Source organism: Modestobacter sp. VKM Ac-2986 (assembly GCF_026967795.1).
Taxonomy (GTDB): Bacteria; Actinomycetota; Actinomycetes; order Mycobacteriales; family Geodermatophilaceae; genus Modestobacter.
In genome coordinates this window covers 131,229-154,016 of sequence record NZ_JAPVBH010000002.1, presented here as the reverse complement: position 1 = coordinate 154,016, position 22,788 = coordinate 131,229, and the positions used below count along the sequence as shown (strand labels likewise).

23 protein-coding genes are annotated in these 22,788 nt (G+C 74.5%); 20 read left to right on the top strand and 3 right to left on the bottom strand.

The features are described 5' to 3' along the window. Positions 1-64 precede the first annotated feature (64 nt). Entirely contained in the window at positions 65-895 is an 831-nt protein-coding gene (locus O2W14_RS04985; RefSeq protein WP_269174976.1) for a peptidylprolyl isomerase, read from the bottom strand. Positions 896-1,056: 161 nt separating this feature from the next. Here O2W14_RS04985 and O2W14_RS04980 point away from each other — a divergent pair, with 161 nt between their 5' ends. The 4 genes from O2W14_RS04980 to aspS are packed head-to-tail and all read left to right on the top strand — an operon-like array spanning position 1,057 to position 5,842. Continuing rightward, positions 1,057-1,740: an MBL fold metallo-hydrolase gene (locus O2W14_RS04980; protein WP_269174975.1), complete on the top strand. Its 684-nt coding sequence runs from the start codon at positions 1,057-1,059 to the stop codon at positions 1,738-1,740. 37 nt (positions 1,741-1,777) lie between these two features. After that, positions 1,778-3,040: a histidine--tRNA ligase gene (hisS, locus tag O2W14_RS04975; RefSeq protein ID WP_269174974.1), complete on the top strand. Its 1,263-nt coding sequence runs from the start codon at positions 1,778-1,780 to the stop codon at positions 3,038-3,040. After that, complete coding sequence (locus O2W14_RS04970; protein ID WP_269174973.1) at positions 3,037-4,062, top strand: aldo/keto reductase; 1,026 nt, start codon at positions 3,037-3,039, stop codon at positions 4,060-4,062. Before hisS ends, O2W14_RS04970 begins: the two co-directional genes overlap by 4 nt. 25 nt (positions 4,063-4,087) lie before the next feature. Next, entirely contained in the window at positions 4,088-5,842 is a 1,755-nt protein-coding gene (aspS, locus tag O2W14_RS04965; protein WP_269174972.1) for an aspartate--tRNA ligase, read from the top strand. Between the two features lie 83 nt (positions 5,843-5,925). On the opposite strand, the gene O2W14_RS04960 is transcribed toward aspS, so the two are convergent. Both O2W14_RS04960 and O2W14_RS04955 read right to left on the bottom strand, forming a co-directional pair. Beyond that, positions 5,926-6,489 (bottom strand): DUF559 domain-containing protein, encoded by a 564-nt coding sequence (locus O2W14_RS04960; protein WP_269174971.1) that lies wholly within the window; start codon positions 6,487-6,489, stop codon positions 5,926-5,928. 474 nt (positions 6,490-6,963) lie between these two features. Then, positions 6,964-7,839 carry an aldo/keto reductase gene (locus O2W14_RS04955; RefSeq protein WP_269174970.1) on the bottom strand — a complete coding sequence of 292 codons (876 nt, stop codon included), beginning with the start codon at positions 7,837-7,839 and terminating at the stop codon, positions 6,964-6,966. A gap of 66 nt (positions 7,840-7,905) precedes the next feature. Between O2W14_RS04955 and O2W14_RS04950 the strand changes: the two genes are divergently transcribed. The 16 genes from O2W14_RS04950 (at position 7,906) to nusB (ending at position 22,616) form a co-directional block, all read left to right on the top strand. Next, on the top strand, positions 7,906-9,267 hold the full coding sequence (locus O2W14_RS04950) for a replication-associated recombination protein A (RefSeq protein WP_269174969.1): 1,362 nt from the start codon (positions 7,906-7,908) through the stop codon (positions 9,265-9,267). Between the two features lie 106 nt (positions 9,268-9,373). Then, the gene (locus O2W14_RS04945; RefSeq protein WP_163612888.1) at positions 9,374-9,799 is read left to right on the top strand and encodes a DUF948 domain-containing protein; all 426 of its coding nucleotides are present in this window, start codon (positions 9,374-9,376) and stop codon (positions 9,797-9,799) included. Next, the gene (locus tag O2W14_RS04940) at positions 9,799-10,089 is read left to right on the top strand and encodes a hypothetical protein (RefSeq protein ID WP_269174968.1); all 291 of its coding nucleotides are present in this window, start codon (positions 9,799-9,801) and stop codon (positions 10,087-10,089) included. Before O2W14_RS04945 ends, O2W14_RS04940 begins: the two co-directional genes overlap by 1 nt. Before the next feature lie 63 nt (positions 10,090-10,152). Continuing rightward, positions 10,153-12,819, top strand: a complete 2,667-nt coding sequence (gene alaS / locus O2W14_RS04935) for an alanine--tRNA ligase (protein ID WP_269174967.1) — start codon at positions 10,153-10,155, stop codon at positions 12,817-12,819. 65 nt (positions 12,820-12,884) lie between these two features. Beyond that, positions 12,885-13,178, top strand: a complete 294-nt coding sequence (locus tag O2W14_RS04930) for a hypothetical protein (protein ID WP_269174966.1) — start codon at positions 12,885-12,887, stop codon at positions 13,176-13,178. Then, positions 13,168-13,650, top strand: a complete 483-nt coding sequence (gene ruvX / locus O2W14_RS04925) for a Holliday junction resolvase RuvX (RefSeq protein WP_269174965.1) — start codon at positions 13,168-13,170, stop codon at positions 13,648-13,650. The genes O2W14_RS04930 and ruvX overlap by 11 nt, the downstream gene beginning before the upstream one ends. After that, the gene (gene mltG / locus O2W14_RS04920) at positions 13,647-15,719 is read left to right on the top strand and encodes an endolytic transglycosylase MltG (protein ID WP_269174964.1); all 2,073 of its coding nucleotides are present in this window, start codon (positions 13,647-13,649) and stop codon (positions 15,717-15,719) included. The genes ruvX and mltG overlap by 4 nt, the downstream gene beginning before the upstream one ends. A 40-nt stretch (positions 15,720-15,759) precedes the next feature. Further along, complete coding sequence (locus tag O2W14_RS04915; RefSeq protein WP_269174963.1) at positions 15,760-16,551, top strand: shikimate dehydrogenase; 792 nt, start codon at positions 15,760-15,762, stop codon at positions 16,549-16,551. A 10-nt stretch (positions 16,552-16,561) separates the two neighbouring features. After that, a complete protein-coding gene (locus O2W14_RS04910) occupies positions 16,562-17,197 on the top strand; it encodes a prepilin peptidase (RefSeq protein ID WP_269174962.1) in 636 nt (211 codons plus the stop codon). 175 nt (positions 17,198-17,372) lie between these two features. Then, on the top strand, positions 17,373-18,551 hold the full coding sequence (gene aroC, locus O2W14_RS04905) for a chorismate synthase (protein ID WP_269174961.1): 1,179 nt from the start codon (positions 17,373-17,375) through the stop codon (positions 18,549-18,551). Beyond that, positions 18,548-19,066 (top strand): shikimate kinase, encoded by a 519-nt coding sequence (locus tag O2W14_RS04900; protein WP_269174960.1) that lies wholly within the window; start codon positions 18,548-18,550, stop codon positions 19,064-19,066. The genes aroC and O2W14_RS04900 overlap by 4 nt, the downstream gene beginning before the upstream one ends. Continuing rightward, positions 19,063-20,121, top strand: a complete 1,059-nt coding sequence (aroB, locus tag O2W14_RS04895; protein WP_269174959.1) for a 3-dehydroquinate synthase — start codon at positions 19,063-19,065, stop codon at positions 20,119-20,121. The genes O2W14_RS04900 and aroB overlap by 4 nt, the downstream gene beginning before the upstream one ends. Then, a complete protein-coding gene (gene aroQ, locus O2W14_RS04890) occupies positions 20,118-20,552 on the top strand; it encodes a type II 3-dehydroquinate dehydratase (RefSeq protein ID WP_269174958.1) in 435 nt (144 codons plus the stop codon). Before aroB ends, aroQ begins: the two co-directional genes overlap by 4 nt. Further along, entirely contained in the window at positions 20,549-21,646 is a 1,098-nt protein-coding gene (locus tag O2W14_RS04885; protein ID WP_269174957.1) for a M24 family metallopeptidase, read from the top strand. The genes aroQ and O2W14_RS04885 overlap by 4 nt, the downstream gene beginning before the upstream one ends. Continuing rightward, entirely contained in the window at positions 21,647-22,207 is a 561-nt protein-coding gene (gene efp / locus O2W14_RS04880; protein ID WP_269174956.1) for an elongation factor P, read from the top strand. A gap of 4 nt (positions 22,208-22,211) precedes the next feature. Beyond that, the gene (gene nusB / locus O2W14_RS04875; protein ID WP_269174955.1) at positions 22,212-22,616 is read left to right on the top strand and encodes a transcription antitermination factor NusB; all 405 of its coding nucleotides are present in this window, start codon (positions 22,212-22,214) and stop codon (positions 22,614-22,616) included. Positions 22,617-22,788: the final 172 nt, after the last annotated feature.

The following is a 22,788-nucleotide window of genomic DNA, read 5'->3' as shown; positions in this document are numbered from 1 at the left end:
CGAGGGCCGGACGCGCGAGGGCCCGGCCTCCGGGTGGAGACCGGGCCCTCGGGCGGTGCGTCGGCTACTGCTGGACGGTCATCGTGATGATCGTGACCGGCTCGGCCGGTGCGCCGTCGGCGGCGCCGCCCTCGATGCCCTTGGCCGCGATCGCGTCGAGCACGCCCAGCCCGGCCTCGTCGATGGTGCCGAAGACGGTGTAGTCCGGGGGCAGCTGGCTGTCGGCGTAGACCAGGAAGAACTGGCTGCCGTCGGTGCCCGCGCCGGCGTTGGCCATGGCCAGCGTGCCGCGGCCGTAGGTCTCCCCGCCGGTGACCTGGGTCGGGAAGGAGTAGCCCGGGCCGCCGGTGCCGGTGCCGGTCGGGTCGCCGCACTGCAGCACCTTCAGGCCCTCCGAGGCGGTCTCCCGGTGGCAGGGCGTGCCGTTGAAGAACCCGGTCGTCGCCAGGTGCACGAAGCTCGCCGCGGCGCAGGGGGCGCCTGCCTGGTCCAGGCTCAGCCCGATGTCACCGGCGCTGGTCGCCATCGTGAGCGCGGCGGTGCCGCTGCCGGGCACGTTCGGCGCGGGCGTGCCGGCCGAGGTGCCCGAGTCGTCGGCGGTGAACGTGCAGGCCACCGTGCCGTCGGCGTTGGTGCTCGGTGCGGCCGCGGCGCTGGTCTCCGGGGCCTGCGACGACGGGGCGGCCGACGTCGAGGGGGCCGCGGCCGCGTCGTCGTCGTCCCCGCCGGCGACGCTGGTGATGGCGAAGATCGCCCCGACGACGGCCAGGACGGCGATCACGGACAACGCGGCGAGCAGGTTCCGGTGGCGCTTGCGGGCGAGCTGCTCACGCCGCTCCAGCTGGCGCTGCAGTCGTCGCTGGGCGGCCTCGCGGGCCTGCTTGTTGCTCGGCACGTCTCTCGGGCTCCTCGGGGTGGCGCGCTGGGGAAGGCGCTCGGGGGCGGGCGGTGCGCACCCATGGCGCCCCGCGGTGTCGAGTGCGCAGTGTAGGTCCGCCGCCTGTCCGCTCCCTGGCAGCGCCACCTGCGCCGATGGCGCCCGCGTAGCCTGCACGGGTGCTCATCCGCTCGTTCCCCGCCGGCGCGTTCGGCACCAACTGCTACGCCGTCGCCCCCGGTCCCGGGACCGAGTGCGTCGTCGTCGACCCGGGGATGGACGCGGTCGAGCCGCTGCGGGAGATGCTGGCCGCCGACGGGCTCAAGCCGGTCGCCGTCGTCCTCACCCACGGGCACCTGGACCACACGTTCTCCGTGCTCCCGGTCTGCTCCGGCTACGACATCCCCGCCTACCTGCACCCGGCCGACAGCGGGATGCTGTCCGACCCCGCGCGCTGGCACGGCCCGCAGCTGGCCCCGCTGATCACCGGCGTCGCGCTGCCCGACCCCGACGAGGTGCGCCCGCTCGACGACGGCGCGGTGCTGTCGCTGGCCGGCGTCGAGCTGACCGTCCGGCACGCACCCGGGCACACCCGGGGCTCGGTGGTCTTCTCCCTGGACCTGGGGGAGGCCCCGGGGCTGCTGGCCGGGGACGTGCTGTTCGCCGGCTCCGTGGGCCGGGTCGACCTGCCGGGCGGGTCGTGGGACGACATGCTCGGCTCGCTGCGCGACGTCGTCCTGCCGCTGGACGACGCGACGGTCGTCCTCCCCGGGCACGGGCCGGCCACCACGATCGGGCGCGAGCGCGCCACCAACCCCTACCTGGCGCAGGCCGCCGCGGCCCCGAGGGGCCGGGGCCTGTGACCGGGCCGGACCCACGAGCGAAGCGAGTCATCCCACAGTGAGCACGTTCAGCGCGCCCAAGGGCACGTTCGACACCCTGCCGCCGGCCTCGGCGGAGTTCCTCGCCGTCCGCGACACCCTCGTCGCCCCGCTGCGGCGGGCCGGCTACGGCTACATCGAGACGCCGACGTTCGAGGACACCACCGTCTTCGCCCGCGGGGTGGGGGAGTCGACCGACGTCGTCTCCAAGGAGATGTACACGTTCACCGACCGCGGTGGCCGGTCGCTCACGCTGCGCCCCGAGCTCACCGCCGGGCTGATGCGGGCCTTCATCGAGCACCGGCTGTACTCCGGGGCGCTGCCGGTGAAGCTGTGGAGCGTTGGGTCGGTCTTCCGCTACGAGCGCCCGCAGGCCGGCCGCTACCGGCACTTCACCCAGGTAGACGTCGAGGCCCTGGGCGTCGACGACCCGGCCCTGGACGCCGAGATGGTGGCGCTGGCCGCGCAGGGTTACCGCGACCTGGGGCTGACCGGGTTCGAGCTGCTGCTCACCTCGCTGGGCGACGAGACCTGCCGCCCGCAGTACCGCGAGCTGCTGGTCGCGTTCCTGGCCAAGCTCGACCTGGACGAGGAGACCCGGGCCCGCGCCGCGCTCAACCCGCTGCGGGTGCTCGACGACAAGCGGCCCGAGGTGCAGGCCCAGCTCGCCGACGCCCCGCTGATGGTCGACCACCTGTCGGACTCCACGCGGGCGCACTACGACGCGGTGCGCCAGCACCTCACCGACCTCGGTGTCCCCTGGACCGAGGCGCCGCGGCTGGTGCGCGGGCTGGACTACTACACGAAGACGACGTTCGAGTTCGTCCACGACGGGCTGGGCGCACAGTCCGCGATCGGCGGCGGCGGGCGCTACGACGGGCTGTCGGCGGCGCTCGGCGGGCCGGACCTCTCCGGCATCGGCTACGCCGTCGGCGTCGACCGCACGCTGCTGGCCATCCGCGCCGAGGGGCTCGACGTCGTCACCTCACCCGGGGTGCAGGCGTTCGTCGTCCCGCTGGGTGCTGCGGCCAAGAGCTACGCCGTCCGGCTGGTCGGGCAGCTGCGGGCGGCCGGCGTCTCCGCCGACACCGTCTACGGCGACCGCGGGCTCAAGGGCGCGATGAAGGCCGCCGACCGCTCCGGCGCCACGCACGCGGTGGTCGTCGGTGATCGGGACCTGGCCGAGGGCGTGGCCCAGCTGCGCGACCTGCGCACCCACGAGCAGGTCGCCGTCCCCCTGGGTGAGCTGTTCGACCGCGTGCGTGCGACGGTGGAGGCGTGACAGTCACCGACGGCATCGCCGAGTCCTCGAACACCCCGCTGGAGACCCGGCCGCTCGGCCGCACCGGCGCCGACGTGTCCGTCGTCGGCCTGGGCACCTGGCAGCTGGGCGGCGACTGGGGCGACGTGTCCAGCGAGGACGCCGCCGCCGTGCTGGACGCCGCCCTCGACGCCGGGGTGACCCTGCTCGACACCGCCGACGTCTACGGCGACGGCAAGAGCGAGGAGCGGATCCGCCAGTCGCTGGCCGCCCGCGGCGAGCGCCCGTTCGTGGCCACCAAGGCCGGCCGCCGCGCCGACCCGTTCACCGCCGAGCAGTACACGGCCGAGAACCTGCGCGCCTGGATCGACCGCTCGCGACGCAACCTCGGTGTCGACACCCTGGACCTGGTGCAGCTGCACTGCCCGCCGCCGGCCGTCTACTCCGACCAGCGCGTCTACGACGCCCTCGACGCACTCGTCGCCGAGCAGGTCATCGCCGCCTACGGCGTCTCGGTCGAGACCGTCGAGGAGGGCCTGACCGCCCTGCAGCACCCCGGCGTCCAGTCGATCCAGGTCATCCTGAACATCTTCCGACGCAAGCCGCTGGAGGAGCTGCTGCCCGCCGCCGCGCGCGCCGAGGTCGGCATCCTCGCCCGAGTGCCGCTGGCCAGCGGCCTGCTCACCGGCAAGTACACCGTCGACACCACCTTCGGCGCCGACGACCACCGGAACTACAACCGCAACGGCGAGGCCTTCGACGTCGGTGAGACCTTCTCCGGCGTGCCGTTCGACGTCGGTGTCGCCGCCGCCCGCGAGGTCGCCGAGATCGCCGGTCCGGACGTCGAGACCGCCGCGTTCGCGCTGCGCTGGGTGATCGACCAGCCCGGCGTCACCGCGGTGATCCCGGGGGCCCGCAACGTCAAGCAGGCACTGGGCAACGTGGCCGCGGCCAACCTGCCCTCGCTGACCGACAGCCAGCTGGCCGACCTCGAGCGCGTGTACGACGAGCGCATCCGCGCCTCCGTGCACGACCGCTGGTGACATCCCCTCTCTGAAAGGCACTCCCTTGCTCCGCACCCACGACGCCGGCGCGCTGCGCGCGACCGACGCCGGCACCACGGTCACCCTCGCCGGCTGGGTCGCCCGCCGGCGCGACCACGGCGGGGTCGTCTTCCTCGACCTCCGCGACGCCTCGGGCTACGCCCAGGTCGTCGTCCGCGAGGAGGAGGCACACGCGCTGCGCAACGAGTACTGCGTGCTGGTGACCGGACAGGTGCAGACCCGCCCGGCCGGCAACGAGAACCCCGAGCTGCCCACCGGTGCGATCGAGGTGGTCGCCACCACGCTGGAGGTGCTGTCGGCGTCGGCTCCGCTGCCGTTCCCGATCGAGACGGCGCAGGCCGCCGGTGACGACGTCCGCTACAAGTACCGCTACCTGGACCTGCGCCGGCAGGGCCCGGCGTCGGTGCTGCGGCTGCGCAGCGAGATCAACCGGATCGCGCGGAACGTGATGGCGGAGAAGGGCTTCGTCGAGGTCGAGACCCCGTCGCTGACCCGCTCCACCCCCGAGGGCGCCCGCGACTTCGTCGTCCCGGTGCGGCTGCAGCCGGGGCACTGGTACGCCCTGCCGCAGTCGCCGCAGCTGTTCAAGCAGCTGCTGATGATCGGCGGCCTGGAGCGGTACTACCAGATCGCCCGCGCCTTCCGGGACGAGGACTTCCGCGCCGACCGCCAGCCGGAGTTCACCCAGCTGGACTTCGAGATGAGCTTCGTCGACCGGGACGACGTCCTGGCCGTTGCCGAGGACGTCGTCCGCGCGCTGTGGGCGCAGCTCGCCGACTACGAGTTGCCGGCGATCCCGCGGATGACCTACCGCGAGGCGATGGACCGGTTCGGCTCCGACAAGCCCGACCTGCGCTTCGGCATCGAGCTCACCGAGCTGACGTCCTACTTCGCCGAGACGCCGTTCCGGGTGTTCCAGGCGCCCTACGTCGGGGCGATCGTGATGCCCGGCGGTGGCTCCCAGCCGCGGCGGGCGTTCGACGCGTGGCAGGACTGGGCGCGCTCGCGTGGGCACAAGGGCCTGGCCTACGTCACCATCGCCGAGGACGGCACGCTCGGCGGCCCGGTGTCGAAGAACATCTCCGAGGCCGAGCGCGCCGGGCTGGTCGAGGCCGTGGGCGCGAAGCCCGGTGACTGCGTCTTCTTCGCCGCCGGCGCGCGCCGCGGTGCGCAGGAGCTGCTGGGCGCCGCGCGCAACGAGGTGGCCAAGCGGCTGGAGCTCATCGAGCCGGGCTCGTGGTCGTTCCTGTTCGTCGTCGACTTCCCGATGTTCGAGGAGACCGAGGACGGTGACTGGACGTTCATGCACCACCCGTTCACCTCGCCCACGCCGGAGTTCCGCGACAGCTTCGAGGCCGACAAGGGCGCCGCGCTGTCCGACGCCTACGACCTGGTGTGCAACGGCAACGAGCTGATGAGCGGCTCGGTCCGCATCGCCGACGCCACGCTGCAGGAGCGGGTGTTCGCCGCGATCGGGATGTCGACGGAGGAGGCCCGCGAGCGCTTCGGGTTCTTCCTCGAGGCCTTCGACTACGGCCCGCCGCCGCACGCCGGTGCCGCCCTCGGCTGGGACCGGCTCACCGCGCTGCTGGCCGGCGTCGACTCGATCCGCGAGGTCATCGCCTTCCCGAAGACCGGCGCCGGCTACGACCCGCTGACCGGTGCCCCGACGCCGATCAGCGACGCCCAGCGCACCGAGGCCGGCATCGACTTCGTCCCGGAGACCGAGCCCGAGACCGCAGTCGAGCCCACCGCCTGAGCCGATCGCCCGAGTGGGCAGTTGCTGTCGCCGTCCGCGGCACGTCCGACCGTGTCGGCTGCAGCACCTGCCCACTCGGCGTCTCACCACCGCGCGCCCCGACTGCGTAGGGCGCCTGCGATCCGGTCGAGGACGACGGCGCGCTGCCGCAGATGGCGGTCGGCGAAGCGCAGCACCAGCCAGCCGTCGGCGGCCATGAGCGAGTAGCGGTCGACGTCCCGGCCGAACTGCTCGCGCTCGGCGTGCTGACGGCCCTCGTACTCGACGAGCACCTTCCACCGGCGGTGTCCCAGGTCGCCGTGCGCCACCACGCGACCGTGCCGGTCATGGACCGGCACCTGCGGTTCGAGGTCCGGCAGTTCGCTGTCGAGCACCCACCAGCGGATCAGGCTCTCCGGCCGGGACGCCGCCCGTGGGTCCAGCGCGGGTGCGCACCGGCGAGCGCGGACGATCCCGCGGGGTGAGCACCCGGTGATCCGCTCGCCGAGCCCTGCGGCGTCCAGGTGGCCGGCTCGGTAGAGGGCGTCCCCGACGGCGACCAGTTCGTCGTCGGGGAGCGTGGCCGCGAGGTCGAGCCAGGTCCGGGCGCCGCTGGTCAGCCGCAGCCCGCCACGCTCGACCACGTCACCGGGTCCCAGTTCGCTCATGTGGCTGCGCAGCCGTTGTCGCCGTGGGCGGTGGCTGCCCGGCGGTACGGTCACGTGCACCGGCCACACGTGCGGGACCGGAGCGCCCAGCAGCGCGGCGGCCGTGCCGTGGCTGAACGCAGTGCCCGCCGGCAGCAGGGGGCTGAGAGAGCGAGCGGCGGCGTCCAGGGTGAGCGGCACGGCGCGGGAGACGTACGCACCCCGGCTGACCCGCACACCGTCGTCCCGCAGCTGTGCGCGCGTCAGTCCTGCCGCCCGGGCTGCGTGGACGGTGTACGTGGGTGCGAGCCTGCTGACGACCATCCGCCGACGATCGTTCGTCGCTGACCTGCGGTGGAACCAGGGGCCTCGATCTGTGGATGAGGGTCTCCGCTGTGTAGATCGCCAGCCGAGTGGACAGTTGCAGTCGCTGTAACGAGCGTGTCGTCGCGTATCGACGACTGCAACTGCCCACTCGGCGGCGGGCGGTGCGGGTCAGGCTGCGTTCAGGCGGGCGAGGTGCTCGGCCGACAGCTGGAGGTCGGCGCCCTTCGCGCTGTCGGTGATGGACTCCGGGCGGCTGGCACCGGGGATGGGCAGCACGACGTCGGCCTGGGCCAGGTGCCACGCGATGGTCACCTGGTGCACCGAGACGCCGAGCTCGTCGGCGACGGCACCGAACTCCGCGGCCGTCGAGCCCAGCGACTTGGCGGCACCGACACCGCCGAACGGGCTCCACGGCAGGAACGCCAGGCCGACGGCGGCGCAGTGGGCGAGCTCGTCGGCCGAGGAGCGCCAGCCGGGGGAGAACTGGTTCTGCACGCTCACCAGCGCGTCGCCCACGATCGCCCGGGCGGAGTCGATCTGGCCGATGTCGGCGTTGGAGATGCCGGCCATCCGCACCTTCCCGGCGTCCACCAGCTCGCGCAGCGCGCCCATGGTGTCCTCCCACGGCACGGTGGGGTCGGGCCGGTGGTACTGGTACAGCCCGATCTGCTCCACGCCGAGCCGGCGGAGCGAGCCCTCGCAGGCGCTGCGCAGGTAGGCCGGCGACCCGTCGATCTCCCAGTCGCTGCCCCGGCGGGTGTGCCCGCCCTTGGTCGCCACCAGGACGCTGTCGGTGGAGCCGCCGTAGGAGGCCAGCGCCCGGGCGACGGCCTCTTCGTTGTGGCCGAACTCCCGCTCGTCGGCGGCGTAGGCGTCCGCGGTGTCGATGAGGGTCACCCCGGCGTCGAGGGCCGCGTGCACGACCGCCTCGGCGTCGGCGGGGGAGGGGCGGTCGGACTTCGTGGACAGGGGCATGGCGCCCAGGCCGACCGCGCCGAGGGAGACGGTGCCGACGGTGGCGTTGCCGATCGTGCGCTGCTGCATGGGGAGGCCTTCGCGCTCGGGATCAGGTGGTCGGGGCTGTCGTGCCCCGCGGGTAACTTCGCAACCGTGACCGCAGGGGACGCCGGGCTGTTCGGCGAGGGGCTGTTCGCCGACGCCGAGGCCGACCCGGCGGCGGCACCGGTCGACTGGGGCGCCCCGCTGGCGGTGCGGATGCGCCCGCGCTCGCTGGACGAGGTGGTCGGCCAGACGCACCTGCTCGGCCCGCGCGCCCCGCTGCGCCGGCTGGTCGAGGCCGACGAGCCGATGTCGCTGGTGCTCTACGGCCCGCCCGGCACCGGCAAGACGACCCTGGCGCACGTCATCTCGCTGGCCACCAAGCGCTCCTTCGTGCAGCTCTCGGCACTGGACGCCGGGGTGAAGGAGGTGCGGGCGGTCATCGCCACCGCCAAGCGCGAGCTCACCCACGCCGGCCGGCGCACCGTGCTGTTCATCGACGAGGTCCACCGGTTCTCCAAGACCCAGCAGGACTCGCTGCTGTCCGCCGTCGAGGACCGGATCGTCAGCCTGATCGCCGCGACCACCGAGAACCCGTTCTTCTCCGTGGTCAGCCCGCTGCTGTCCCGCAGCCTGGTGCTGGCCCTGCAGCCGTTGGGCGACGACGACGTCCGGGCGGTGCTGCGCCGGGCGCTGACCAGCGACCGCGGCCTGGCCGGCGCCGTGACGCTCACCGAGGAGGCAGAGGAGCACCTGCTCCGGGTGGCCGGGGGCGACGCCCGCAAGGCGCTGACCGCACTGGAGTCCGGCGCCGGGGCCGCCCGCGCCATCGGCAGCACGGTGCTGGACCTCGCCACGCTGGAGACCGCCGTCGCCCAGGCGGCGGTGCGCTACGACCGCTCCGGTGACCAGCACTACGACATCGCCAGCGCGCTGATCAAGAGCATCCGCGGCAGCGACGTCGACGCCGCCCTGCACTACCTGGCGCGGATGGTCGAGGCGGGGGAGGACCCGCGCTTCATCGCCCGCCGGCTGGTGATCTCGGCGAGTGAGGACATCGGCATGGCCGACCCCACCGCGCTGGTCACCGCGGTCGCCGCCGCCGACGCGGTGGCCTTCATCGGGATGCCCGAGGGGCACTTCCCGCTCGCCCAGGCCGTCGTCCACCTGGCCACCGCCCCGAAGTCCGGGGCGATCACCGTGGCGATCGGGGAGTCGGTGGCCGACGTCCGCGCCGGGCTGGCCGGGCCGGTGCCCCCGGGGCTGCGCGACGCCCACTACGCCGGGGCCAAGAAGCTCGGCCACGGCGCGACCTACGTCTACCCGCACGCCCACCCCGACGGCGTCGTGCCGCAGCAGTACCCGCCGGACGCCCTCGTGGGCCGCGACTACTACCGGCCCACCGGCCGCGGCGCGGAGTCCCAGATCGGTGCGCGGCTGGCCAAGCTCCGGGCGATCGTCCGCCGTCGCTGACCGCCGTCCCCGACGGCGACGCCCGGCCGGGACGTCGGCGGCTAGTGTTGCGCGACCGGTGGACACCCGCCGGGGCCGTGCACGAGACGACGAAGGGGACCCTCGAGTGTCCGCAGGAGAGATCGCTGGGCTGATCGCAGCCATCGCCGTGGTGCTGCTGGTCGTCCTGTTGGCGGTGCCGCTGCTCAAGCTCGGGCGCACGCTGGACGAGACGACGCTGACCATCCGGCAGGTCCGGGAGCAGAGCCAGCCCATCCTCAGCCAGGCGTCGACGACGGTCACCCACGTCAACGCCAACCTCGAGCGCGTGGACGACATCACCGGCAACGCCGCCAACGTCTCCTCCAACGTGGCCGCGCTGACGTCGGTCTTCGCCGCCACGCTGGGCAGCCCGCTGATCAAGGTCGCCGCGTTCAGCTACGGCGTGCGCACCGCGGCCAAGAAGAAGCGCGAGGGTGCGGCCCTGGCGACCGCCCAGCGGTCGGCCAAGGACGAGCGCCGCTCCCGTCGTGAGTCGCGGCGGGCCGCCTGATGCGCCGGCTGTTCTGGCTCGCCATGGGCATCACCATCGGCGCCCTCGTCGTGCGCAAGCTGTCCCGCACCGCGGAGAAGCTGACCCCGCAGGGCATCGCCGGCCAGCTGGCCGAGGGCCTGCGCGACCTGGCCGACGCGATCGGTGACTTCGGCGCCGACGTCCGCGCGGCCGCCGCCGCCCGGGAGGACGAGCTGCGCTCGGGCACCGGGCTCGACGCCCCGCTGCCCGACCGCGACGCGCTGCCCGACGCGCTGCCCCGCCGCGGCGCGCACGCCGCGGACAGCTGAGCCCCTCCACCCACCCCGCGGCCCGGTCCTCGACGGGCCGGGCCGCGCTCGCAGGAGACCCCCATGCAGACCGCTGAGATCCGCCGCCGCTTCCTGGCGCACTTCGAGCAGCGCGGGCACACCGTCGTCCCCAGCGCCTCGCTGGTGTCCCCGGACCCCTCGCTGCTGTTCACCGTCGCCGGGATGGTGCCCTTCATCCCGTACCTGACCGGCCGGGAGCCCGCGCCCTACCCGCGGGCCACCAGCGTGCAGAAGTGCGTGCGCACCCTCGACATCGAGGAGGTGGGCAAGACCACCCGGCACGGCACGTTCTTCCAGATGAACGGCAACTTCTCCTTCGGCGACTACTTCAAGGCCGAGGCGATCGCCTTCGCCTGGGACCTGGTCACCGGCGCCGTCGCCGACGGCGGCCTGGGCCTGGAGGCCGACCGGATCTGGCCGACGGTCTACCTCGACGACGACGAGGCGTTCGAGGCGTGGCGGGCCTACGTGCCGGCCGAGCGGATCCAGCGCCGCGGCAAGGACGACAACTACTGGGACACCGGTGCGGCCGGCCCGGCGGGCCCCTGCTCGGAGATCCACTACGACCGCGGCCCGGCCTACGGCCCGGACGGCGGCCCGGCGGTGGACCCGACCGGTGACCGGTTCCTGGAGATCTGGAACCTCGTCTTCATGCAGTACGAGCGGGGGCCGGGGGAGGGCAAGGACTACCCGATCCTCGGCGAGCTGCCGAAGAAGAACATCGACACCGGCATGGGCCTGGAGCGGGTGGCCTTCCTGCTGCAGGGCGTCGACAACATGTACGAGATCGACCAGGTCGCCCCGGTGCTGCACCGCGCCGCCGACCTCGCCGGCGTGCGCTACGGCGCCGACCACGAGACCGACGTCCGGCTGCGCGTGGTCGCCGACCACGTGCGCAGCGGGCTGATGCTCATCGGCGACGGCGTCACCCCCGGCAACGAGGGCCGTGGCTACATCCTGCGCCGGCTGCTGCGCCGCGCGGTGCGGTCGATGAAGCTGCTCGGCGTCGACGAGCCGACGCTGCCCGAGCTGCTGCCGGTCTCCCGCGACGCGATGGGCGCCAGCTACCCCGAGCTGGTCACCGACTTCGCCCGCATCTCCGGCACCGCGTACGCCGAGGAGGAGGCGTTCCGGCGCACCCTCGTCGCCGGGACGACGCTGTTCGACACCGCGGTGAGCACCGCGAAGAAGGCCGGCACCCCGGCGCTGTCGGGGGAGCAGGCGTTCTCGCTGCACGACACCTACGGCTTCCCGATCGACGTCACCCTGGAGATGGCCGCCGAGCAGGGCGTGACCGTCGACGAGGCCGGCTTCCGCGCCCTGATGAAGGAGCAGCGCGACCGCGCCCGCGCCGACGCCCGCGCCAAGCGCACCGGCTCGGTCGACGTCCTGGCCTACCGCCGGCTGCTGGCCGAGCACGGCCCCACCGACTGGCGGGCCTACGACGCGCTGCACACGCAGTCGCGGGTCCTCGCCGTGGTCGATGAGGACGACGCCGGCGAGCCGGTCGTCGGCCCCGGCGAGCTCACCCGCGTGGTCCTGGACCGCACGCCGTTCTACGCCGAGTCCGGTGGCCAGGTCGCCGACGCAGGCGAGCTGACCTGGGACGGCGGCCGCGCCGAGGTCATCGACGTCCAGCGCCCGGTCAAGGGCCTGGTCGCCCACCAGGTGCGGGTGCTCGAGGGCGAGCTGCGCGCCGGCACCGAGCTGCACGCCCAGGTGGACCGCGAGTGGCGGCTGTCGGCCTGCCAGGCGCACTCGGGCACCCACGTGGTGCACGCCGCGCTGCGCCAGGTGCTCGGCCCGCAGGCCCTGCAGTCCGGCTCCTACAACCGGCCCGGGTACCTGCGGCTGGACTTCGCCTGGCAGGGCGCGCTCACCGCCCAGCAGCGGCTGGACATCGAGGACGTCGCCAACGCCGCCGTCCGCGCCGACCACGGCGTGCGCGCGCTGTACATGACGCTGCCCGAGGCCCGCGAGTTCGGCGCGATCGCGCTGTTCGGCGAGACCTACGGCGAGCAGGTGCGCGTCGTGGAGATCGGCGGCGAGTGGTCGCGTGAGCTCTGTGGTGGCACCCACGTGCGCGGCAGCGCCCAGATCGGCACCCTCGCGCTGACCGCGGAGAGCTCGGTCGGCTCCGGCGCCCGCCGCGTCGAGGCCGCCGTCGGCCTGGAGGGCTTCCGGTACCTGGCCCGCGAGCGCGACCTGGTCCGCCAGCTGGCCGACCTGCTCAAGACACCGCAGGACGGGATCGTCGACCGGGTCAGCGGCATGCTCGGCCGGCTCCGCGACGCCGACCGCGAGCTCGCCGACCTGCGCGGCAAGCAGACGCTGGCCGCCGCCGGTGACCTCGCCGCGTCGGCGGAGGACATCGGCGGGGTCGCCGTCGTCACCGCCTCGCCGGCCGGCCTGTCCGGCGGTGACCTGCGCGGTCTCGCCCTCGACGTCCGCGGCCGCCTCGGTGAGCAGCCCGCCGTCGTCGTGCTGGCCTCGGCCTCCGATGGCAAGGTGGCCCTCATCGCCGCGGTCAACCCCGCGGCGCAGCAGCGCGGACTGTCGGCCAACGACCTGCTGAAGGCGGCCTCCCCGGCCGTCGGCGGTCGTGGCGGTGGCAAGGCGGACGTCGCCCAGGGCGGCGGCACCGAGCCCGACGGCATCCCCGCCGCGCTGGCGGCGGTCGAGCAGACGATCGGAGTGGCCACGACGTGAGCGGTACTGACGGCACGGACGAGGGACCGGCGGAGCAGCGGACCAGGAGGTCCGGGCGGCCACCGGTGCCCGCACCCGTGCCGTCGGCGACCGACGCCGGCGACGGGCAGCACCGCACCGAGCGGGTGCCCTTCCCGCTGCCCCCGATGCAGCTGGGGGGCGCGCAGCGTCCCGGTGAGCCGCGACCGGCCGCGCCGCGCACGGAGCAGCTCCCGGTGCAGCCCGCCCGCGACCCGGGCGCGCCACCGGCGGCACCGGAGACCGGGCAGCTGCGGCTCGGCGCGTACCCGCCCCGCGTGCCCGACGCCGATCGTCCCCGGCCGGCGGCCCTGGACGAGGCCGACGACGATGACCGCTGAGGACGCCGCACCGGCCTGGCTGCCGGGCCGCCGGCTGGGCGTCGACGTCGGCACGGTGCGGGTCGGGGTGGCCGTCTCCGACACCACCGGGATGCTCGCCAGCCCGCTGGTGACCCTGCGTCGCGCCAAGGACCAGAGCGACTTGGACCGCCTCGCTGAGCTGGTTGTGACAGAAGAGGTGGTGGAGGTGGTGGTGGGACTGCCGAAGCACCTGTCCGGTGCGTCGGGCGCGTCGGCAAGAGATGCCAGTGCATACGCTGAAGCCCTGGCCAGTCGCATCGGGGAGGTCCCGGTGCACCTCGTCGACGAGAGGCTCTCCACCGTGACCGCTGCGAGTCACCTGCGCGCCGGGGGCATCACCGCCCGCAACCAGCGCTCGGTCATCGACCAGGCAGCCGCGGTGGTCATCCTGCAGAGCCACCTCGACGGGCGACCACGGACCGGCCACGACGCCAGGGGGCCCCGCTCATGACGGACCCGGAGCAGCCGCGCGCCCGCGGCCGCCACTCCTCAGCCGACGGCGGCCGGTCCGCCGCCGAGCTGCTCGCCACCTGGAACGGCGCCTCGACGGTGCAGCTCACCGACGACCACGCCGACGCCACCCGGCGCCGCCGCCGTGCCCCCGAGACCGAGGGCACCGGAGTCCAGGTGCTCCCCGGACGGTCCGCCGTCGACGTCGCCGACGTCGAGATCACCGGGCTCGACGCCGCGGGCATGGCCGACATCGGCCTGGCCGCCGCCGGCCTGGACGTGAGCTCCTTCGGCCTCGGCCGACCCGGCGCCACCCGCCGTCCGCTGCCGCCGGCCCCCGCGCCCGCGCAGACCTCGGTCGGCTTCGTCCGGGCCGCCGCCCCCCGCACCACCGAGATGTCCGCCGCCGCGCCCGCGGTGCCCGCCGTCGTCGCCGGCGACCCGACCGGTGCCGTCCCCGTCGGTGGCCGCCGCGTCCCCGCCCCCCGCCCGACGACCGAGCGCAACCCTGCCGACCGGTCCGGCGGGGCGCCCGCCCGAGACGCCGCGCCCGCCCACCAGCCCGTCGTGACCGGGGCGGCCTCGCTGGCCGCGCTGTTCGCCGAGACGCACCCGACCGGTGGCCACCCGCGGCAGCGGTTCGACGACCTCGCCACCCAGGCACACCCGGCACCGGCCGGCGACCTGCGCGCGATCGACCCGCACGACGAGCACGACTCGCACGACGACTGGTCACCGGCCGACCTCCGGCACCACGACGACCGCGACCACGGGCACGACGACCACCCGTACGACGACCACCGGTACGACGAGCACGGTCACGACGACCACACCGGTCCGGCGACGGTGTTCGACGAGACCGGTGGCCTCGAGGTCATCGCCGGGGACCACGACGACCACCACCACGACGACCACCACGACGACCACCACGACGACCACCACGACGACGGCTCCTCCGGTGGCCGTGGCGGCCGCGGTGGGCGTGGTGGTCGTGGCGGCAGCGGTGGGCGCGGCTCCGGCCGGCCCCGTCGCCGGCGCCGCGGACCGGTGATCGTGGTCCTGTCGCTGCTGGTGCTCGTCGGGATCATCGCCGGCGCCGTCGTCGGCGGCCGGACGCTGTGGAACACGCTCAACCCGATGGCCGAGGACTACCCGGGCGCCGGTACCGGCACCGTGCAGGTGCGGGTCAACGACGGCGACTCGCTGCGCACCATCGGCACCACGCTGGTCGGCGCCGACGTCATCGCCTCCACCGGGCCGTTCGAGGACGCCGCGGCCGCCAACCCGGCCGCCGCCGGCATCCAGCCCGGCGTCTACGACCTCCGGTCGCAGATGTCCGGCCAGGCCGCGCTGGAGCTGCTGCTCGACCCGACCTCCCGCGTGGTCAGCCGGGTGACCGTCCCCGAGGGGCTGACCGCCACCGCCGTCCTGCAGCGGCTGGCCGACGGCACCGAGATCCCGCTCGCGGACTTCGAGGCCGCGCGCGCGGACACCGCGGCGATCGGCCTGCCTGCCTACGCCAACGGGCTGGTCGAGGGCTTCCTGTTCCCGGCCACCTACGACATCGAGCCCGGCCAGACCGCCGTGCAGGTGCTCAGCCAGATGGTCGCCCGCACCGACCAGGTGCTCACCGGCCTGCAGATCCCCGCCGACCAGCGGCTGCGGGTGCTGACCGAGGCCAGCATCGTGCAGGCCGAGGCCGGCTCCGTCGAGGACATGGGCAAGGTCGCCCGGGTGCTGGACAACCGCATCGCCCAGGGCATGCGGCTGCAGCTGGACACCACGGTCAACTACGCCAACGGCAAGGCCGGCGTGACCACCACGGCCGAGGACCGGGCCAACCCCTCGCCCTACAACACCTACGCCAACGACGGGCTCCCGCCCGGCGCGATCAGCAACCCCGGTGAGGACGCCATCAAGGCGACCCTGAACCCGACGCCGGGCGACTGGCTGTTCTTCGTCGTGACCAACCCGGACACCGGCGAGACCCGGTTCGCCAACACCGGCGAGGAGCACCAGGCCAACGTGCTGCTGTTCCAGCAGTGGCTCCGGGACAACCCGGGCAACTGAGGTCGCACCAGGTGACACCAGCTCCCGCGGGCGGGCCGGCATGAGGGCAGCAGTCCTCGGCCGGCCCGTCGGCCACTCCCTGTCCCCGCTGCTGCACCGGGCGGCCTACGCCGCGCTCGGGCTCGACGACTGGACCTACGACGCCCTCGACGTGGGTGCCGAGGACCTCCCGGTGCTGCTGGCCGGGCTCGGCCCGGAGTGGCGCGGCTTCTCGGTCACCATGCCCTGCAAGCAGGCGGCCGTCGCGGTCGCCGACGAAGTCGAGCTGCTGCCCCGGCTGCTGGGTGCGGCGAACACCCTCGTGCGCGCCGGCACCGGGTGGCGCGCAGAGAACACCGACGTCGCCGGCGTGGGCATGGCGCTGCAGCTCGGTGGCGTCGAGCAGGTCGAGCACGCCGCCGTCCTCGGTGCCGGCGGGACCGCGGCCGCCGCGGTGACCGCGCTGGCGTCGCTGGGGGCGCAGCACGTCGACGTCGTCGTCCGGGAGCCGGCCCGCGCCGCAGACCTGCTGCGGGTGCTCGGCGCGCTCGGGGTGACCGCCGACGTGCAGCGGCTGGACCGCACCGGCACGCTCACCGCCCCGGTCGTGGTGAGCACCGTGCCGGTGTCCGGGCAGCCCGCCGTCGCCGAGCTGGCCTGGTGGCGCGGGCAGACCGTGCTCGACGTCCTCTACGCCGGCTGGCCCACCCCGCTCGCGCAGCGGGTGGCCGAGGCCGGGGGCCGCACCATCAGCGGGCTCGAGGTGCTCTTCTGGCAGGCCACCGCCCAGGTCGAGCTGATGACCGGTCACCCCGCCCCGATCGAGGCCATGCGCGCCGCGCTGGACGCCTGACCCCAGCGCCGTGACCTGGCTGTTCGCGGCCGTGGGGCTGGCGCTGGGCCCGTGGCTGGCCGCCGTCACCGTCCGGCTGGCCACCCGGGACCCGGCGGCGCGGCCCGCACCTGCCCGGGTGCTGCTCACCTGCCTGCTGTCGGCCGCGGCGGTCGGTGCCGCGCCGGTGCTGGCCGGGGACCGTCCCGCGGTGCTGGCGCTGGCCTGGTTCGGGGGAGCGGCCGTCGTCCTGGCCGGGGTCGACCTGGCCAGCCACCGGCTGCCCGACCGGGTCACCTTCCCCGCGGTCGCAGTCTGTGCCGCCGTGCTGGTCGTCGACGCGGCCGTCGTCGGTCCGTGGGGTGCGCTGCTGCGGGCGGTGGCCGCAGGGGCGGGCGCGTACCTGCTGGGCACCGCCGCCCGGCTGGTGCAGCCGCGTGGGTTCGGCGGCGGGGACGTGAAACTGCTCGGCCTGATCGGGCTGGTGCTCGGCCGGTCCGGCTGGGACGTCCTGCTCACCGGGGTGTTCGCCGGCCTGCTGATCGGCGCCCTCGGCTCGCTCCTGCTCATGGCGCTGGGCCGCGCCGGCTGGCGCACTGCGGTCGCCTTCGGCCCACCCCTCCTCGCCGGCACCTACGTCGCCCTGGCCCTCGCCGCACCGTCCTGACCGGCCCCCGGCGGAGGCTCTGGCTCTCGGCCCTCGCGGGCCCGCCGCTGTCGGCCCCTCGCTGGGCGCGCCTGTCTCGGCCCCTTGCAGGCCTGCCGCTGTCGGCCCCCTCGCAGGGGCCCGGCCTGAGCCTGCGAAGGACGGGGGGCGAGGGGGTCCTTCTAGGATCGTGCGCATGTTGCGTTGGCTGACCGCAGGCGAGTCCCACGGGCAGCAGCTCACGGCGATCATGGAGGGGCTGCCCGCCGGTGTGCGGGTGCAGACCACCGACCTCGACGCCCAGCTCGCCCGCCGCCGGCTGGGCCACGGCCGCAGTGCGCGGATGAAGTTCGAGGAGGACGTCGTCACCCTCACCGGCGGCGTCCGGCACGGGGTGACCCAGGGCGGGCCGATCGCGGTCCAGGTCGGCAACACCGAGTGGCCCAAGTGGTCCAGCGTGATGTCCGCGGACCCGGTGGACGCCGAGGTGCTGGCCGGCCAGGCCCGCAACGCCCCGCTCACCCGCCCGCGCCCGGGCCACGCCGACCTGCCCGGCATGCAGAAGTACGGCTTCGACGACGCCCGCCCGGTGCTGGAGCGCGCCAGCGCCCGGGAGACCGCGGCCCGGGTCGCGCTCGGCACGGTCGCCCAGGCGTTCCTGCACCAGGTGCTCGGCGTCCGGGTGGTCAGCCACGTGGTCGGCATCGGCCCGGTGACCGTCCCCGACGGTGTGCTGCCCGGCCCCGAGGACAACCCGCGGCTCGACGAGGACCCGGTGCGCTGCGCCGACCCGGAGACGAGCGCGCGGATGACCGCCGAGATCGACGACGCCCGCAAGTCCGGCGACACCCTGGGCGGCGTGGTCGAGGTCGTCGTCCACGGGCTGCCGCCGGGCCTGGGCAGCCACGTGCACTGGGACCGGCGGCTGGACTCCCGGCTGGCCGGCGCGCTGATGGGCGTGCAGTCGGTGAAGGCCGTCGAGATCGGCGACGGTCTGGGCACGGCCCGCCGCCGCGGCTCGGTCGCCCACGACGAGATCGACGTCGCCGACGGGCAGCTGTCCCGGCGCACCGACCGCGCCGGGGGCATCGAGGGCGGCATGACCAACGGCGAGGTGCTGCGGGTGCGCGCGGCGATGAAGCCGATCAGCACCGTGCCCCGCGCGCTGGCCACCGTCGACACCGCCACCGGCGAGGCCGCGGTGGCGATCAACCAGCGCAGCGACGCCTGCGCCGTCCCGCGCGGCAGCGTGGTGATGGAGGCGATGGTCGCCCTGGTGCTCGCCGACGCGGTGCTGGAGAAGTTCGGCGGCGACTCGGTCCCCGAGACCCGCCGCAACGTGCAGGGCTACCTCGACGCGCTGACCTACCGGTGACCGGCCCGGTGCTCGTGGTCGTCGGCCCGCCGGCGGCGGGCAAGACGACGGTGGGCACGGCCGTCGCCGCCGCGCTCGGCGTCGGCTTCCGGGACACCGACGCCGACGTCGAGGCCGCCACCGGGACGACGGTGGCCGACCTGTTCGTGACCCACGGGGAGCCGCACTTCCGGGAGCTGGAGGCCGCGGCCGTCGCCCGGGCGCTCGCCGAGCACGACGGGGTGCTGGCACTGGGCGGGGGAGCGGTGCTCAGCCCGGCGACCCGGCAGCTGCTCGTCGCGTCCGGCCGCACCGTCGTCTGGCTGGACGTCGACGTCGCCTCCGCCGCCTCCCGGGTGGGCCTGTCCCGGGACCGGCCGCTGCTGGCGGTCAACCCGCGCGCCATGCTGCGCACCATGCTCGAGGCCCGCGCTCCGCTCTACGCCGAGGTGTCCACCGTGACCGTCCCGACCGCCGGCCGCCCCGTCGACGACGTCGTCGCCGACGTGCTCGCCGCCGTGCAGGCCGCCGCGTGACCGCGCACCGGATCACCGTGGCCGGCGACCGGCCCTACGACGTCGTCATCGGCCCCGGTGTGCAGGTCGAGCTCGGGCTGGTGCTCGACGGCACCGCGCGTGCTGCGGTCGTGCACAGCCCTGCGCTGGCCGCCGCCGCGGGCGCGGCGGTGGAGACCCTGCAGCAGTCCGGGATCGCCGCCGAGGCGGTCGTCGTGCCCGACGGCGAGGCGGCCAAGACCGCCGAGGTCGCTGCCCGGACCTGGGAGGAGTTCGGCCGGCTCGGGCTCACCCGCTCCGACGCCGTCGTCGGCATCGGTGGGGGAGCGGTCACCGACCTCGCCGGCTTCCTCGCCGCCACCTGGCTGCGCGGCGTCCGCGTCGTGCAGGTGCCCACCAGCCTGCTGGGCATGGTCGACGCCGCGGTCGGCGGGAAGACCGGCATCAACACCGCGGCCGGCAAGAACCTGGTCGGCGCCTTCCACCCGCCGATCGCCGTCCTGGCCGACACCGACTCCCTCGCCGGCTTGCCCGCGGCCGAGTTCCGCTCCGGTCTGGCCGAGGTCGTCAAGTGCGGCTTCATCGCCGACGGCCGGGTGCTCGACCTGCTGGAGGCCGACCCGACCGGTCGCGCCGACACCGCCGAGCTCATCGCCCGCGCCGTCCAGGTCAAGGCCGACGCGGTCGGCGAGGACCTCTACGACACCGGCCGCCGCGAGTTCCTCAACTACGGCCACACGCTCGCCCACGCCATCGAGCGGGTCGAGGACTTCCGCTGGCGGCACGGCGAGGCGGTCGCGGTGGGCCTGGTGTTCGCCGCCGAGCTCGCCGTCCAGGCCGGGCGGCTGTCCCGCACCGACGCCGACCGGCATCGGGCGCTGGTCGAGGCGATGGGCCTGCCCACCCGCTACGCCGGCGACTGGGCGCAGCTGCAGGCGGTCATGCGGCTGGACAAGAAGGCCCGCGGTGCCTCGCTGCGGTTCGTCGTCCTCGACGGGCTCGGCCGCCCCGGCATCCTGACCGACCCCGACCAGGCCTGGCTCGACGCCGCCTGGGCAGCAGTGGAGGACGCATGACCATCCAGGTGCTCAACGGTGCCAACCTCGGCCGGCTCGGCACCCGCGAGCCGCTGATCTACGGCGACACCACGCATGCGCAGTTGGTGGAGATGATCCAGGCCGCCGCCGCGGAGCTGGGGCTGGACGTCGTCGTCCGGCAGACCGACTCCGAGGCCGAGCTGCTCGGCTGGGTGCACGACGCCGCCGACGCCGGCGACCCGGTGGTGGTCAACCCCGGCGGCTGGTCGCACACGTCGGTCGTGCTGCGCGACGCGCTCGCCGGGCTGACCGCCCCGTTGGTCGAGGTGCACATCAGCAACATCCACGCCCGCGAGGAGTTCCGGCACCACTCCTACGTCTCCGCCGTCGCCGACGGCACGATCGTCGGCCTGGGTGTGCAGGGCTACGAGCTGGCCCTGCGGTACCTGGCCGGGAAGGCAGCCCGATGAGCGAGCGCGAGGCCGGACGCCGGGAGCGGCTGCGGGCGACCGCAGCGGCGAACGGTCTGGACGCCGTCCTGGTGACCAACCTGCTCAACGTGCGGTACCTGACCGGGTTCACCGGCTCCAACGGCGCGCTGCTGGTGCGCACCGACGGCCGCGACCTGCTCGGTACCGACGGCCGGTACACCACCCAGGCCGGCGCCCAGGTGCCCGACGTCGAGCTGCTGATCGACCGGGCCACGATGCCGGCGCTGGCCCGCGCCGCGCTGACCGGCGGGGCGACCCGGCTGGGCTACGAGTCCCACGTGGTCACCGTCGACGAGCTGCGCGGCCTCGAGGGGCTGATCGGCGAGGCCGGCCGCGCCGTCGAGCTGGTGAGCGTCCGGCGCACCGTCGAGACGCTGCGCGCGGTCAAGGACGAGACCGAGGTCGAGGCGCTGCGCCGGGCGTGCGCGGTGGCCGACCAGGCGCTGGCCGAGCTGGCCGCCGAGGGGGCGCTGCGCCCGGGCCGCACCGAGCTGGAGGTGGGTCGCGAGCTCGACGCCCGGATGCTCACCCTCGGCGCGCAGGCGCCCAGCTTCGAGACGATCGTGGCCGCCGGTGCGAACTCCGCGATCCCGCACCACCGCCCGGACTCCACCGAGCTGCGGGACGGCGACTTCCTCAAGCTGGACTTCGGCGCCACCGTCGACGGCTACCACTCCGACATGACCCGCACCCTGGTCCTGGGCCACGCCGCGGACTGGCAGCGCGAGGTGTACGAGCTCGTCGCGGCCTCCCAGGCGGCCGGCCGGGCAGCCCTGGCGGTGGGCGCCGACGTCACCGCGGTGGACGCCGCCGCCCGCGACGTCATCGTCGCCGCCGGGCACGGCGAGCAGTTCACGCACGGCCTCGGGCACGGGGTGGGGCTGGAGATCCACGAGGCTCCGGGCATCTCGGCGCTCGGCGCAGGTAGTCTGGCCGCTGGCATGGCCGTCACCGTGGAGCCCGGGGTGTACCTGCCCGGCCACGGCGGTGTCCGGATCGAGGACACCTTGATCGTCACGGACGACGAGCCCGAGTTGTTGACCCTCACGAGCAAGGAACTCCTGGTCCTCTAGATGGCTACCACCAACGACCTCAAGAACGGCACCGTCCTGAACCTGGACGGCCAGCTGTGGACCGTCACCGACTTCCAGCACGTGAAGCCGGGCAAGGGCGGCGCCTTCGTGCGCACGACCCTGAAGAACGTGCTGTCGGGCAAGGTCGTCGACCGCACGTTCAACGCCGGCCTGAAGATCGAGACGGCCAACGTCGACAAGCGGTCGATGACGTTCCTCTACGCCGACGGCACCGACTACGTCTTCATGGACGGCGACACGTTCGAGCAGATCTACGTGCCCGGCACCACCCTGGGCAGCGGCTCGGACTACCTGCTGGAGAACACCGAGGTCACGGTGGCGGTGCACAACGACACCCCGCTGTACGTCGAGCTGCCGGTCACCATGGAGCTCGTCGTCCAGCACACCGACCCGGGCCTGCAGGGCGACCGCTCCACCGGCGGCACCAAGCCCGCGACGCTGGAGACCGGGGCGGAGGTCCAGGTCCCGCTGTTCATCACCACCGGCGAGAAGCTGAAGATCGACACCCGCGACGGCCGCTACCTCGGCCGGGTCAGCTGACCTCGTGGCAGCCCGCACCAAGGCACGCAAGCGCGCGGTCGACGTCCTCTACGAGGCCGACCTCCGCCGCAGCGACCCGCTCGCCGTCCTGCGCGACCGGGTCGCCGACGGCAACCCGCCCGTGCCCGACCACGCGGTCCGGCTCGTCGAGGGCGTCGTGGAGCAGCAGACCCGGATCGACGAGCTGATCGAGGCCCACGCCTCGGGCTGGTCGCTGGACCGGCTGCCCGACGTCGACCGCGCGATCCTGCGCATGGCGGTCTACGAGCTGCTCTGGGTCGACGACGTCCCCGACGCCGTGGTCATCGACGAGGCGGTCGAGCTGGCCAAGACGCTGTCCACCGACGACAGCCCGTCCTACGTCAACGGCGTCCTCGGCGGCATCGTCCGCGCCGAGATCCCCACGTAGCCCGACCGCTGAACGCCCACGGCCCACTCCGGCTCCCGGAGTGGGCCGTCCGCGTTCACGGGAAGCCGACTGGACAGTTGCTGGCGCCGACACGGGCGGACGCGCCGCAGTCGGCCACGGCAACTGCCCACTCGGCAGGCCCCGTTGGACAGGAACTCGGTGTCGTGGAGGC

Excerpts from the sequence above, each read along its gene's own strand:
- O2W14_RS04960 (WP_269174971.1), bottom strand. The coding sequence starts at position 6,489 with ATGAGCGAACTGGGACCCGGTGACGTGGTCGAGCGTGGCGGGCTGCGG.
- O2W14_RS04955 (WP_269174970.1), bottom strand. The coding sequence starts at position 7,839 with ATGCAGCAGCGCACGATCGGCAACGCCACCGTCGGCACCGTCTCCCTC.
- O2W14_RS04940 (WP_269174968.1), top strand. The coding sequence starts at position 9,799 with ATGCGCCGGCTGTTCTGGCTCGCCATGGGCATCACCATCGGCGCCCTC.
- alaS (WP_269174967.1), top strand. The coding sequence starts at position 10,153 with ATGCAGACCGCTGAGATCCGCCGCCGCTTCCTGGCGCACTTCGAGCAG.
- ruvX (WP_269174965.1), top strand. The coding sequence starts at position 13,168 with ATGACCGCTGAGGACGCCGCACCGGCCTGGCTGCCGGGCCGCCGGCTG.
- mltG (WP_269174964.1), top strand. The coding sequence starts at position 13,647 with ATGACGGACCCGGAGCAGCCGCGCGCCCGCGGCCGCCACTCCTCAGCC.
- O2W14_RS04915 (WP_269174963.1), top strand. The coding sequence starts at position 15,760 with ATGAGGGCAGCAGTCCTCGGCCGGCCCGTCGGCCACTCCCTGTCCCCG.
- aroC (WP_269174961.1), top strand. The coding sequence starts at position 17,373 with ATGTTGCGTTGGCTGACCGCAGGCGAGTCCCACGGGCAGCAGCTCACG.
- aroQ (WP_269174958.1), top strand. The coding sequence starts at position 20,118 with ATGACCATCCAGGTGCTCAACGGTGCCAACCTCGGCCGGCTCGGCACC.
- O2W14_RS04885 (WP_269174957.1), top strand. The coding sequence starts at position 20,549 with ATGAGCGAGCGCGAGGCCGGACGCCGGGAGCGGCTGCGGGCGACCGCA.
- efp (WP_269174956.1), top strand. The coding sequence starts at position 21,647 with ATGGCTACCACCAACGACCTCAAGAACGGCACCGTCCTGAACCTGGAC.